The sequence below is a fragment of the Campylobacter sp. RM16704 genome, assembly GCF_000816245.1.
Taxonomy (GTDB): Bacteria; Campylobacterota; Campylobacteria; order Campylobacterales; family Campylobacteraceae; genus Campylobacter_D.
Genome location: NZ_CP007769.1, coordinates 331417 through 345147, shown reverse-complemented (window position 1 = coordinate 345147; position 13731 = coordinate 331417). Strand labels below are relative to the sequence as shown.

The 13731-nt window shown below is 29.9% G+C and carries 14 protein-coding genes; 3 read left to right on the top strand and 11 right to left on the bottom strand.

All coding sequences use genetic code 11. The features are described 5' to 3' along the window. Positions 1-29: 29 nt before the first annotated feature. From fdh3B to nspC, 6 genes are all read right to left on the bottom strand, one after another. Positions 30-599, bottom strand: a complete 570-nt coding sequence (gene fdh3B, locus CAQ16704_RS01845; protein ID WP_039666638.1) for a formate dehydrogenase FDH3 subunit beta — start codon at positions 597-599, stop codon at positions 30-32. A 10-nt stretch (positions 600-609) separates the two neighbouring features. Then, complete coding sequence (locus CAQ16704_RS01840; protein ID WP_235361614.1) at positions 610-3432, bottom strand: formate dehydrogenase subunit alpha; 2823 nt, start codon at positions 3430-3432, stop codon at positions 610-612. Positions 3433-3448: 16 nt separating this feature from the next. Beyond that, a complete protein-coding gene (locus tag CAQ16704_RS01830; protein ID WP_039666635.1) occupies positions 3449-3652 on the bottom strand; it encodes a twin-arginine translocation signal domain-containing protein in 204 nt (67 codons plus the stop codon). Positions 3653-3826: 174 nt separating this feature from the next. Beyond that, complete coding sequence (locus CAQ16704_RS01825) at positions 3827-4507, bottom strand: TorD/DmsD family molecular chaperone (protein WP_052244968.1); 681 nt, start codon at positions 4505-4507, stop codon at positions 3827-3829. 63 nt (positions 4508-4570) lie between these two features. Next, a complete protein-coding gene (locus tag CAQ16704_RS01820) occupies positions 4571-5488 on the bottom strand; it encodes a formate dehydrogenase subunit gamma (RefSeq protein ID WP_235361671.1) in 918 nt (305 codons plus the stop codon). Positions 5489-5634: 146 nt separating this feature from the next. Beyond that, the gene (gene nspC, locus CAQ16704_RS01815; RefSeq protein WP_039666633.1) at positions 5635-6798 is read right to left on the bottom strand and encodes a carboxynorspermidine decarboxylase; all 1164 of its coding nucleotides are present in this window, start codon (positions 6796-6798) and stop codon (positions 5635-5637) included. A gap of 64 nt (positions 6799-6862) precedes the next feature. Here nspC and CAQ16704_RS01810 point away from each other — a divergent pair, with 64 nt between their 5' ends. Genes CAQ16704_RS01810 through CAQ16704_RS01800 form a run of 3 tightly spaced genes read left to right on the top strand, consistent with a single transcriptional unit; the run spans position 6863 to position 8708 of the window. Then, positions 6863-7084 (top strand): molybdopterin synthase, small subunit, encoded by a 222-nt coding sequence (locus CAQ16704_RS01810; protein ID WP_039666632.1) that lies wholly within the window; start codon positions 6863-6865, stop codon positions 7082-7084. Between the two features lie 3 nt (positions 7085-7087). Beyond that, a complete protein-coding gene (locus CAQ16704_RS01805) occupies positions 7088-7528 on the top strand; it encodes a molybdopterin synthase catalytic subunit (RefSeq protein WP_039666631.1) in 441 nt (146 codons plus the stop codon). Position 7529: 1 nt separating this feature from the next. Further along, positions 7530-8708: a molybdopterin molybdotransferase MoeA gene (locus tag CAQ16704_RS01800; protein ID WP_039666630.1), complete on the top strand. Its 1179-nt coding sequence runs from the start codon at positions 7530-7532 to the stop codon at positions 8706-8708. Here the strand turns inward: CAQ16704_RS01800 and CAQ16704_RS01795 are convergent. From CAQ16704_RS01795 to CAQ16704_RS01775, 5 genes are all read right to left on the bottom strand, one after another. Further along, entirely contained in the window at positions 8705-10198 is a 1494-nt protein-coding gene (locus CAQ16704_RS01795; protein ID WP_039666629.1) for a class I SAM-dependent DNA methyltransferase, read from the bottom strand. The genes CAQ16704_RS01800 and CAQ16704_RS01795 overlap by 4 nt on opposite strands. Continuing rightward, on the bottom strand, positions 10188-11216 hold the full coding sequence (locus tag CAQ16704_RS01790; RefSeq protein WP_039666628.1) for a virulence RhuM family protein: 1029 nt from the start codon (positions 11214-11216) through the stop codon (positions 10188-10190). The genes CAQ16704_RS01795 and CAQ16704_RS01790 overlap by 11 nt, the downstream gene beginning before the upstream one ends. Before the next feature lie 87 nt (positions 11217-11303). Continuing rightward, positions 11304-12470: a type I restriction/modification system, S subunit gene (locus CAQ16704_RS01785; protein ID WP_039666627.1), complete on the bottom strand. Its 1167-nt coding sequence runs from the start codon at positions 12468-12470 to the stop codon at positions 11304-11306. Positions 12471-12476: 6 nt separating this feature from the next. After that, positions 12477-13115 (bottom strand): adenylate/guanylate cyclase, encoded by a 639-nt coding sequence (locus tag CAQ16704_RS01780; protein ID WP_039667686.1) that lies wholly within the window; start codon positions 13113-13115, stop codon positions 12477-12479. Positions 13116-13129: 14 nt separating this feature from the next. Then, the gene (locus tag CAQ16704_RS01775) at positions 13130-13726 is read right to left on the bottom strand and encodes a hypothetical protein (protein WP_039666626.1); all 597 of its coding nucleotides are present in this window, start codon (positions 13724-13726) and stop codon (positions 13130-13132) included. Between the last annotated feature and the right edge of the window lie 5 nt (positions 13727-13731).

The window sequence follows — 13731 nt, the reverse complement described above, 5'->3', positions numbered from 1 at the left end:
AAAAGGGTGCTACAAGCACCCTTTGAGTTTTATTTTACATCAAGTCCTAAATTTTGACCTTTAAGTAAAACTCTTTTTCTATACATCGCACTAACTTCGGCTGCATCACCAACCAAAAGTGCATTTGTAGAGCAAACCGCAGCACACATAGGTACTTTACCTTCTGCAATACGATTTTGTCCATAAAGTTCTCTTTCTTCATGAGAATTTGTAGGCTCTGGACCACCTGCACACATAGTACATTTATCCATTTCTCCTTTAATACCAAAGGCTCCATCTCTTGGAAATTGTGGAGCACCAAATGGACATGCATAAAGACAATATCCACAACCTATACAAGTTTTTTTATCGTGTAAAACAATACCATCTGCTCTAATATAAAAACACTTAACAGGGCAAACTTGCTCACATGGTGCATCAGTGCAGTGCTGACATGCTATAGTTGTTGAGAATTCTTTACCTTCTATACCATCATTTAAAGTAATTACTTTTCTTCTATTAATACCAACTGGTACTTCATGAGCACTTGAACAAGCTACTTGACAAGCAAAGCAAGAAATACAACGATTATTATCTACATAAAATTTCATTCTAGCCATAACTTACCCCTTAAGCCTTTTCAAGTCTGCAAAGTCCTGCATTAAACTCAGAAATTTGCGTATTTATATCAAAACCATAGTTAGTAACCGTGTTAGAACTTTCACCTATAGTATAAGGTTTAGTTCCTTCTGGATAGTTATAACTTAAATCCACACCTTGCATAATACCCGCAAAGTTATAAGGCAAGCAAATTCTATCAGGTGTTACAGAATGATTATGTACACATTTTACTTTAATCTTAGTCCCTTGTGGAGAGTGAATCCACATCATATCACCATCATTAATGCCATATTTTAAAGCAAGTTCAGGGTGTACATTAGCAAACATTTCAGGTGTAATAGCTGCAAGATATTTGCTAGTTCTTTCAAGCATACCTGCACCACTTAAATTTACTAAACGCATACTTGAAATAATCGTTGGAAACTCTTTACTCCAATCTGTTTTTTGTTGCTCACTAATAAATTTACTCTCGACTCTAAAGTTTTTCTCTTGATCATCCCAAGTAGGATATTTTTTAACCAAATCCCAGCGTGGTGAGTGAATAGGTTCTCTATGCAATGGAATAGGATCAGCAAATTCCCAAACTTTCATTCTAGCTCTAGCATTTCCTAAACAACAAGCACTTTTTTCCCTACATTTTTCCAAAATAATACCTGAAATATCTGTACTCCAACTAGAACCCATTAATTTTTTTTCATTATCACTTAACCTAATGTTAAATACTTTTTCAATATTGTCTTTAGTAATTTGTGGATATCCACCTTTAATCTTACATCCTTTTGGAGTGAATGCATCATCAGCTAATTGGGAATGACCTTCATGTTCTAAACCAAAGCGGTTTCTAAAACCCATACCACCTTCTTCATAAGGCACATCGGCATTCCATAGAATAGAAGTTCCAGGATGTTGTTTATCCCAGCAAGGCCAAGGTAAACCATAATATTCACCTTTAACTTCTCCACCCATACCTCTTTGAGTATCAGGATCAAAATGTTCCCAATTTTGCTGATGTTTTCTTAAACGCTCTGCAGAAATTCCTCTTAATCCTATACTTAAAAGACCATTACTCATTTCTCTTGTAGCATCATCAGGCCATAAGAAATTATCGTCATTATCATCTCTTGTTTGTACAAGTTTATGATCTTTTAATTCCATTTTCATACCACGAGTGTATTCCTTGTAAAAGCCAAATTTTTTAGCAAATGCAAACATAATTTCATGATCTTCTTTGCTTTCATAAATTGGTTTTACTACTTGAGAACGCCACTGCATAGCACGATTAGTCGCAGTTACATAACCTTCAGTTTCAAACTGAGTTGAAGCAGGAATAATATAAATTCCATCTGGACGATCTGCTAAAACAGCTACTTCATTTACAAAAGGTTCGGCAATTACGATCATATCAAGTTTTTTAAGTGCTTCTTGAATTTTTACTGTATGTGCCATAGAAGTGATACCTGTTCCTTGTACCCAAAGTACGCGGATAGGTGAGTTTGAATAAGTTTTTTCCTCATGTAAAACACCTTGCCACCATTTTGCTAATGAAAAGCCTTTTTCATGCATCCATTCTTTAGAATAAAATCTTGAATTTAGATATTCTCTATCTACATTCCAAAAATTAGCAAAATGATTCCATGCATTATCATCAAGCCCATAATAAGCTGGTAAAGTATCTGCTAAACATCCCATATCAGTAGCACCTTGAACATTATCATGACCTCTAATGATATTTGTTCCCGCTCCTGGTTTGCCTATATTTCCAAGAACAAGCTGTAAGATTGCTAAAATTCTTGTATTAGAACTACCTACTGAATGTTGAGTAATACCTAAAGACCAAAATAGTGTAGCAGGTTTGATAGTAGCCAACATTCTTGTGATTTTTTCAAGTTGAGTAGCTGGAACACCTGTAACATCTTCTACAATCTCTGGAGTCCATTTTGCAGCTTCAGCTTTAATATCTTCAACTCCATAAGTTCTAGCTTTAATAAGTTTTTTATCTTCCCATCCATTTTTAAAAATTAAATGAAGCATACCATAAACTAAAGCTATATCAGTTCCTGGACGAATTCTTACATATTCATCAGCATGTACTGCAGTTTTTGTAAATATAGGATCTACAACTACTAATTTAGCATTATTACGATCTTTTGCTTGCAATAAATGTTTAAATCCAATAGGATTTGCCACTGCGGTATTTGCACCAAAAATAATCATCATTTTTGAATGTTTAGTTACATCACCAAAATGATTTGTCATAGCGCCATAACCCCATGTATTCGCCACACCGGCGACTGTTGCGCTGTGTCAAATTCTAGCAACGTGATCTATATTATTTGTACCCCAAAACGCTGCAAATTTTCTAAAATAATACGCCTGTTGGTTATTGAATTTGGCTGAACCTAAAAACATTACGCTATCTGGTCCATTTTCCTTACGAATTTCAAGCATTTTATCGCCAATTTCGTTGATTGCTTGTTCCCAAGTTAAACGCACCCATTTGCCGTTTTCTTTTTTCATAGGATATTTAATGCGTTGTTTTGATTTAGTAAGATCAATTTGATCTATCCCTTTACAGCAATGTGAGCCTTGAGAAATAGGATGTTCTATAGCGTTTTCTTGACGCACCCAAACTCCATCTTGAACTTCTGCTTTAATTCCACAGCCTGCACTACAGATACTACAAATTGTTCTTACAATCTTAGAATCTGGATAAGGATTTGCTATTTCTTCAGTGTTAGCATTTCTAATAGTTTTATTTTCACTACCAAATGCCACACTTCCAAGACTAGCAATACCAGCAAGCTTAAGAAAATTTCTTCTTGCTAATGCCATGACTTTCCTTTCTTTATTAATAAGCTATTTTGTAATATTTTTCCCAGTGCATAGTTTTTTTATAAAGTATCTCTTTTTTTGTACTTTTACCCAAAACCACACTATTTTGTCCTTGGTAGTCTTCTTTAGCTAAAGCACTAACACTCGCACCAGCTACCACACCTAAAGCACCAATTTTTAAAGATTTTTTTAAAAAATCCCTTCTTTGGTTAGCCTCCATGCTCTCTCCTTTGAAATAAAGTAAAGAATAATTCACAAAAGTTTATTTTTCTAAACTTTTGCATACTAAACAAAATAAATTTCGCATATTTTCACTTAATATTTTATTTAATTTTTATTTTCATAAAAAGTTGATTTTGATAATATGTATTTTTGTAACAAAATACATATTATTTTATAATTTACTTAACTCTTCTATATTTATTTTGCTAAATTTAGTAGGAAGTCTTGGCTGATAAGGAAGTCTTTGTAAAGCTTCATCTGCAATGCTTTTACCTTCTCTTTTAGCAGGTGCTTGTACTTCCAAATAAGCTCTTTCATTTTGAAAAAAAATTTTCATAATATTTGCTATGGATATATAAAGATTTGAATTTTTATGAATTTGAAGTTTTTCTATAAATTCATCAATAACTGGATTAATCACAAAGCGAAACAATTGCTCTGCTATTTTTAAGTCATGTTCTATAATACTTGCCATAAAAGCAAATAAAAATCCAAATTCATCTTCACTTTGTTTGCACTCTTCACTTTTTCTAAATTTTGTTTTTCTAATAATGTCACAAGCTTGTATTTTCATTTTACCATCATCTCTGCCCTCATCATAAAAAGAAGCACTAACAGGTACATTTACATAAGAAAAATCAAAAAAAACTTCATTTTGTTCTTCTTTAAAACTAGTAAAACTACAAGCACTGAGTTTTTCAAAATCTGGCTTTAAACTATCATCTAAAGGACTTTGAGCTAAAACCAAAACTTGTTTATGCCAAATTTTAAATTCATTTTCATCAATAAAATTAAAGGCTTTTGAAAAAAATTCATAAAAATATTTACGCGAAAGATCAATATCTTGTATCATTAATTTTCCTTGTTATATTTTTATTAGATTATAACAAGGAAAATTTAAAAAAATCAAGAAAAATTAAAATTTTGTTTTTGAATCGTAACTAAAAGAAGGATTAATTTGTTTTTTATCACTTAATTCTTTATACCAATAAGAATGTAAAATATAAACTTCCTCTTCTTCTTTGTAGCCATTAATCATAGAATGAATACTTCCTTTAATAGCAAACACAGCCATATAAATATGAACAGCAAAAAATACTGCACATAAAATTCCCAAGATATTATGAATGATAGCTGAAGCTCTTAAAATATCTATATGAGAAATTCCAAAAAATGATTGAAGTGAAGTAGAGTTAAAATCAAGGAAAAACATAAATGCACCGGTGATTATCATCAAAAAGCCACCAAAAACAGCTATATAATACCAAGATTTTTGTCCAAAATTAAATTTACCTGCTGGAACAGGTCTTTTTTCTTTACTTAAATAACCACCAACTATCATCATCCATCTTAAATCATAACTTGCAGGAAGCATTCTTTTAATCCAACACAACAACATAGGAATAATAGAAATTATGAATAAAATAGTAGCAATACCGTGTAAGTTTTTACACATTCTTACAAAAAATCCCCCACCAAAATATGAACCAAAAATCATTATAAGTCCAGTTGGTACAAGAATAATCCAAGAAATAGCAGCTACAAAGTGAAACAATCTTTCAAAAACAGAAAAAGCATAAATTTTCTTTCCATCATGAGAAAATTTTTTTGGTCCTATAACCATATAATGCAATGCAAAAGCTGAAATAACTACTATAAGTATAATCAAAACAGCACTTGCTATATATTCACCTTGTAATTTAGTCCACAAGGCACCAAAATTTTGATAACTTTCTATATTCATCACTCTTTGAATATCCCAAATTTGAGTACTTTTTGTCTCAATCATATCTTGAGCAAATAGAAAGTTAAAACAGGCTAAAAGAGCTAACATAACCCTATGCATCAATCACTCCTAAACATTACAAATCCACTGAAGTGGTGTTGTAGTTTTATTAATTTTTAGTTTCCATTTCTATTTTAAAAAAAGTTTTATTTAAAAAACATAAATTTAAAAAAAACTTTAAAGAAATATTACTTTTAGTTTCTTTTTGAATAATTCTCATATCCAAATTCTCTAACTATACTTAATCTTCCATTTTTATCTAAGAACATTAAATTTGGCAAAACAACACCATTGAATGTTGTATTTTTAACTATAGAATAATGTGCTTGATCTAAAAAAACTATTTTTTGGCCTATTTTTAATTTTTCTTTAAAAGCATATTCTCCCATTATATCACCTGCTAAGCAAGTATTTCCCCCGAGCAAATAAGCAAATTCATTTTCTTTTAAATCACTATTTCTTTCCCCATCACGACTTGCTAAAATTCTTGCATTTAAAACTTCACTAGTATAAGGCATTATTATAGTATCTGGCATATGTGCTTCACTTGAAGTATCTAAAATAGCTATTTTTTTCTCATTTTCTACTATATCAACCACACTTGCAACTAAAGTTCCACACTGCCACCCAACTGCTTCTCCTGGCTCAAGATAAACTTGCACCCCATATTTATCAGCAAAGCTTTTGCATAAATCTATAAGCTTTTGCACATCATAACCTTCTTTGCTTATATGATGGCCTCCACCAAAATTTATCCATTTCATTTTTTTAATATATTTTTCAAATTTATCTTCAAAAGCATTTAATACAAGCTCTAAAGAATATGCACTTTCTTCACATAATGCATGAAAATGCAAACCACTTACTTCACTTAAATCTTTATTTTCAAAATCAATAGCACGGATACCAAGTCTTGAATATCTTCCACAAGGATTATAAATTTCTTTTGGAGCTAGTGAAATTTCAGGATTTACTCTTAATCCTATGCTTTTTATTTTTGCTTTTTCTTTATATTTGTTAAATTGATTAAAAGAATTAAAAACTAAATGATTTGAAAGTTTTATTATCTCATCTATTTCATCATCTTTAAAAGCAGGTGAAAAAGTATGAATTTCTTTATCCATAAATTCTTTTGCGTATTTTGCTTCCCAAAGCCCACTGCAAGTACATCCTGATAAATACTCACCTACTATATCCATAGTTCCTGAAAAAGCAAAACCTTTTAAAGCAAGTAAAATTTTTGCACCACTTTGCTCACCTACTTTAGCTAAAAGCTCACAATTTTTTCTAAGTTTATTTTCTTCTACTACATAAGCTGGTGTTTTAAAATCATTATCTAAATAATTTTTAATTTGCATTAATGACCTTTTTTATTTGATTTTTGATATTATATAAATTAATAAATAATTTTAAGGAAAATTAGTGGTAAAAATTGAATTTTTAGGTCCGATAAGCAAAGATAGTATAGAAATTGACATAAAAAATTTAAAAGAACTCAAACAATTTTTACAAAAAGATGAAAGTTTAAAAGAATGGCTAGAACTTTGTGCTATATCTTTAAATGATGAAATGGTATTTGATGAAAATATAAATTTTAAAGATGGAGATAAAATCTGCTTACTTCCGCCAGTTTGTGGAGGTTGATAAATGTTTGAACTATATAATGGATCTTTAGATATAAATAAAATTTATGCAAAATGGTATGAATTTTCCAAAAATCAAAATTGCGGAGCTTTAATAACATTTTGCGGTATAGTAAGAGCCGAAGATAGCATAAGTGCATTAAACTTTGATATATACGAGCCTTTGCTTAAAAATTGGTTTGAAAAATGGTGTCAAAGAGTAAAAAATGATAATGTTATATTAATGTTTGCTCATTCTATTGGTGAAGTTAAAATTCATGAGAGTTCTTATTTTGCTGGAGTTTTAAGCAAACAAAGAAAGCTGGGATTAAAACTTATAAATGATTTTGTAGAAGATTTTAAAGCTAGTGCACCTATTTGGAAATACGATGTGATAAATGGAGAAAAAATTTATGCCAAAGAACGCTCTTTAAAGCTTAAAGGTGCTGGAATTTTAAAGGATTAAAATGCAATCTTATGAAGATGGTTTAAAAAGTTTAAAAAATGTTATAAATTCTTATGAAAAGATAGAAAAAATAGCTTTAACAGAGTGTTTAGATAGAATTTTAGCCACAGATATAATAGCTTTAGAAAATTATCCTGAAATTCCAACTGCTTCTATGGATGGATATGCTATAAAATTTGATGATCAAGATGAAAATTTAAAAATCATAGGAGAAGTGCCAGCAGGAATTTTTCCTAGTTTTAATTTAAAAGATAAAGAATGTGTTAAAACCTTTACAGGTTCATTAATGAGTGAAGGTAGCGATACTTTAGTGCCTATAGAAAAAGTAGAAGTAAAGGGAAATATTTTAATCATAAAAGAAAAAGTTAGCAAAGGCTTTGCCGTAAGAAAAATAGGAGAAAGCTATAAAAAAGGTGAAATTTTGCTAAAAAAAGGCACAAAAATAAATTATAGTGAAATAGCACTTTTAGCCGAGCTTGGATATTTTCATATCAGTGTATTTATAAAGCCTATCGTGGGAGTTTTAAGTAGCGGTAGTGAGATAAAAGATCTTGGAGAAAGCTTAGAAAACCCTGCTCAAATTCGCTCATCAAATCATGTAGCTATAGTAAATATGGCAAAAAAACTTGGTGCTGAAGCTAGAATTTTTCCACTTTTAAAAGATGATAAAGAAAAAACAAATTCCACTTTAAAACAAGCACTTAACGCATGTGATATTTTAGTTACCACTGGTGGAGTTTCTATGGGGGATTTTGACTTTTTAAAACAAGCAATCAAAGAATATGAAATTATTTTAGATAAAGTTAATGTTAAACCCGGTAAACACATCAAAATAGCCAAATGTGAAGATAAATTCATCTTTGCTTTGCCTGGCTTTCCATATTCAGCGATGGTAATGTTTAATTTATATGTGAGAGAACTTTTAAACGCTTGGCTTTTACAAGAAAAAGACTATGTATTTAAGGCATTTGCAAATACTGACTATAAGAAAAAAAGTTCACATTTAGAATTTATAGCTTGTAATGTGGAATTTAGAGATGGAAAAATATATGCAAATTTAAAAGGCAAAAAACAAGGTTCAAGTGCTATCATCAACAACCTTAATCATAAAGCCGCACTCATGATAGCAAATGATGATATAAGAGAAAATGATTTGGTCGATATTATTTTGATGCCTTAAGTTAGTGCTTTTTGAATTTTTTCAAAAAGTATTTTTGCTTGTTTTTGATTTTGCTCTAACTCGCTTAAAATTTCACTCACTTCACGCAAAGTTTTTTCTTCTTTTACGTTTGGATTTTTAGCACTTAAATCATAATTTCTTTCTTCAAGTTCTTTTTTACTTACCAAGTAAGAATTAGCCGTGACTTTTCTTTCTTTATAACATTTTAAAAATTCTTGCAAATGCGTGTATTCTAAAGGTTTGTTTTTAGTCAATTTAAAAGGTGGCACGAGCTCATAGTAATATACGCTCTCATCATTTTCACCACAAATGCTTCTTTGTCCTTTAGAGAAAAAAAGCACATTAGTTTTTACTGCACTATAAGGCAAAAATACCCCACTTGGCAAGCTTAAAACACATTCGAGATTAAAATTTTCTAGCAAGTCTTTTTTTACGCTCACAAAGGCATTTGAGTTTTGAAAAAGCACTCCTTCAGGCACTACTATAGCACATCTTCCGTTATTTTTCAAAGACTTTAAAATATGCTGTAAGAACAAAAGCTCAGTAGCATTTGATTTTATAGGAAAGTTATTTTGAATTTGATCTTTTTCTTTGCCACCAAAAGGAGGATTTGCCAAAATCACTTCGTATTTTTCATTTTCAGTTATGTCTGTGATTTTTTTATTTAGAGTATTGGTTTTGATGATATTTGGGGACTTAACCTCATGTAAGATCATATTCATCACGCCCATTGCATAACTTAGCGGGGTTTTTTCTTTGCCAAACAAGGCATCATTTTGTAAAAATTCAAGTTCTTCCACACTCAAATTTGCTTTTTTCTTTTTTGCCCTATCTTCATAAAGAATATGCAAAAAACTCTCTACTAAAAACCCACAACTCCCACACGCAGGATCATAAATTCTCTCTTTTGCTTTAGGGTCTAGCACCTCCACCATGGCTCTAACCAAAGGTCTTGGGGTATAAAACTCCCCGCTATTTCCCCCATCGCTTCCCATGTCTTTTAAAAGCTTCTCATAAACCTCACCTAAAGCAAATACATCACTTTCTTTGCTAAAACTTAGCTCATCGACTAAATTTATAACTTCTCTTAAAGTATGGCCATTAGCTATGCGGTTGTCTATAAATTCAAAAATTCCGCCTATCTTATACTCTATGCTTTTGAAATTTTCATTATCTTTAAAACTTTTTAGGTATGGAAAAAGCTCATCATTTACAAAGCTTAGCAAATCACTTCCACTTAAAGCATTTTTTACATCAAGCTTTCCTTCGCTTGTTTTAGGTGCTGCCCAAGCTCTCCAACTGAATTTTTCTTGCAAAATAGCCTTATAAGGCTTTTCATCTAACTCAGCTTCTAGCTTTAACTCTTCTTCATAATCATCTAAAAATTTCAAAAAAAGCACCCAACTAATCTGCTCACTATAATGCATAGCACCGCTTATGCCATCATCGCGTCTTAGAATATCTGTGATTTTATCGATTTTATTTTGCATTTTTATCCTTTAAAGCTTTTAAAATAACCTTGTCAAAATCAGACTTGTAGTTTTTATCTTGAATAACTCTAAACTTATAAAATTCTTCCTTAGCAAAATCATCTGCTAATTTTTTACTTATTTTGCCATTATCTTTTAAAATTTCTCTTTCGTTAAACTCTAAAAAAATATCTAATCTATCTTTCCAATCTTGCATAGTCATAGCTATATTTTTCTTTGCTCTATCTTCAGCATAGTCAAGATACATACCAACTATACGATTTAATTCCAAAAGCTCATCTTGACTAAGATAATTTTTGGCAATCACCACATCACTTTGTAAAATTTTTCCTTCAGGGGCGTTTTTCCATGTATAAAGTCCCATATTTTCTTTTTTATGATCTGCTCTTTGTTTTATAAGCTCTGCTGCAGTGTGTCCATGTGTAGCAAAATGGAGTTTATTTTGCACACTAGCAAAAAACTCTTTAGTCAATTCATCGTTTTTGTCATAATCAATCGCTGTTGTATAAATATCTGTTATCTTTTGATAAAACAACCTTTCGCTAGCTCTTATTTCTCTGATTTCTTCTAAGAGTTCATCAAAATAGTTTTTATTTATCACACTACCATTTTTCAGACGCTCTTTATCTAACACATACCCTTTAATGCTAAATTGCTTTAAGATTGCTGTAGCCCATTGTCTAAACTTTGTGGCTTTATAAGAATTTATTCTATACCCTACACTTATAATAACATCAAGATTATAAAATGCTATCTTCCTTTTAACTTCTCTTTTTCCTTCTTTTTGAACTACCGAGATTTCCTCGGAAGTTGAATTTTTATCAAGCTCATTTTCTTTATAGATATTACTAAGATGTAAATAAATATTATCACTAGAACATTCAAATAGTTTAGCCATTAAAGATACGCTAAGCCATATATCATCATCTTTATAAATCACTTCTAAAAAATCTTCCTGATTTTCCAAGCTAAAGCTTAAAAAATCCATAGCAAGATTTCGTTTTATATTTTTTTGCATTTTTATCCTTCAAAAAATATGTTAAAAAAATCAAAAATTTTTAACATATCTAGCTAATGTGTTAAAATTTGATAGAATTTTTAACATTTATAATCTTCCTTTAAAAGCTCTATCTAGCAATGATTTTTTAAGCTCTTGTAGGTTCTTTATCTGCATTTGATAGTTTTGCTTTAAATTTTTTACATGAGAAGAAAGCTCATCTAGATAAGAAGTGATTTGCTCTTGCTCTTTGAGTGGGGGTAGTGGGGTTTGTAGGGATTTGATAAAGTCTACTGATACACCCTTGACAGTAGCACCTATACCGTTTTCTATTAAAAAATCTTTGTTTTTCTTAAAAAAATAAAATAAATATTTTTTATTCAGTGATTTGTGTGGCAATATTCCCTTTAAGTCTTGATTAATAGCTAAAGTGTCTTTTACTAAACAAACTTTCCCTAATCCAACCCTAGTTGCAATTAATATAAAATCCTGATTAATAATATTTGTAGAACTATTGTCTAAGCCTAAGTTTGTAATACGAAATTCTGTATCTTCAATAGTTTCTGTATTCATGTCTCTTACAGTAGCCCATTTAATCGTTCCATTTTCCCAATATTGTTTTATTTGTTTCGATGGAGTGCCACCACCTATAATTTCGCAAATATCCCCTAAGCTTTTCCATTCCCAACCTTGTGGGAGTTTGTAGTTTTCCTTAGCATTGTCTTTTAATGGATTGAAAGCCTTTTGTAAAGCACTTTGCATTAACTCATCTAAATTAAGCAAATCTTGCTCTAAGATTTTAATACTTTCATCTATCTTTGCAAAACTCTCATCTAAAATCCCCACTATCCTTTCTTGCTCTTGTAAAGGTGGTAAAGGTATTTCGATTTGTTTAAGTTTTTGCTGATTAAGCTTTTTAACAGTTGCTCCTGTAATATACTTTTCTAAATTAGAATAATTTAAAAAATAAACTAAAAATTTATTTATCAACGTCTCATTATTTGGCTTTAAAATATGTGCGTGATTATTAACCCAATATTTTCTACTCGCAATAAAGGCTGAATTCTCAAAAGCACCCCACTTTGCTCCATCTTCTCCAATTAACACCAATTCTTCATCAAATATATATCTATCAATATAATCAACTATACCTGAAGCACCATAATAAGGATAAATTCCTCTTATTCTATCTTTTTGTGAAATTGGAACTCTTTTATTGTCCAAAATTTCACATACTTTTTCTAATTTATTTATTTTCCAAGTTTTAGTTTTCATTATATCTTAGATAGGAAAATCTGAAGCGTATACACAACCAAGATTATTTATTGAATTGTATCTTATTTGATTAATTTTTATTAAAACATTAGAAGAGGAAATATCTTTACTAAATCTAATATGATAAGGTATGGTATTAAGATCTATATTGCATAATTTTGATGCCAAACAAACAGGTCTTCCTAGCCAAATTTCTTTATTTTCACCTCTTTTTCCTGCTTTTTTCACATACACTGTTCCGCAATCTATACCTATCCTAATATTCATATTTAATTTTACATTGAATAATGTATTTATCATTGCAGCTACACATATTCCATTGCTCTTCGAATTATTTCCATCGAATAATGCAAATCCGCCATCACCTTGTATATCAATATATTTAGCATTATGTAATTGGAAAATTTCCACTAAAGCTCTTATATATGGTATTTGAATATTTAATGCTTTATCAATTTGTCCTATAGCCATTTTTGTCGAATTTTCCATATCCACAAATACACATGTAACATCATCTATAACAGCAACTTTATTGGTTTCTAATTGGATATTATTTGTATTTATGGTGTTGTATTTTTCAAATTCAATATTTTTAGAAGTTGTTATTTTGTTATATAACTCATTTATTTTTTCTATATAATCCATTCTTGCTCCTTTTTTTAAAATATTTTTATTATGATGGAAAAAAATTCTATAATTATAATAATAAAAAAACATATAAATAACAGCGCTATGTAAAAAAATGAATTTAAAAAGCATTTATGTTTATTTAAGGTAATTAACGATAGTACACAAATTTGATTTAGCAAATCATTAATAATTTTATCATTTTGAATTTTTTCTTTTTCTGTATTATCATTTAAGTCTCTAATAATAACCTCCATTAATTCTTTGCTGTTAATTCTTGCCAAATCTTTAAAGAAATATATATTACACGGATTAGAATTGTTTTTTGATTTTGTAAAATACATGTATATACGAACTAGAAAATTATATTTTTTCTCTTTATTATTTAAAACAGGCTTAAAAGATAATAACAACTCAAAAGCAGCACATAACAATATTATTAGCATAAAATTTACAAGCACTCTGATATCTGCATAGCTATTTGATGATTGCAAAAATCTAACACCCATAACTATAAAAGCCACAATAAAGACTAATAAAATATTATTTTTAGTTTCTGCAAATTTTAGTTGTTCAAAGATGTGCTTATGAATATCTAAAATTCTTGAATAAATTTCTTTGTGTTCCATTTTCT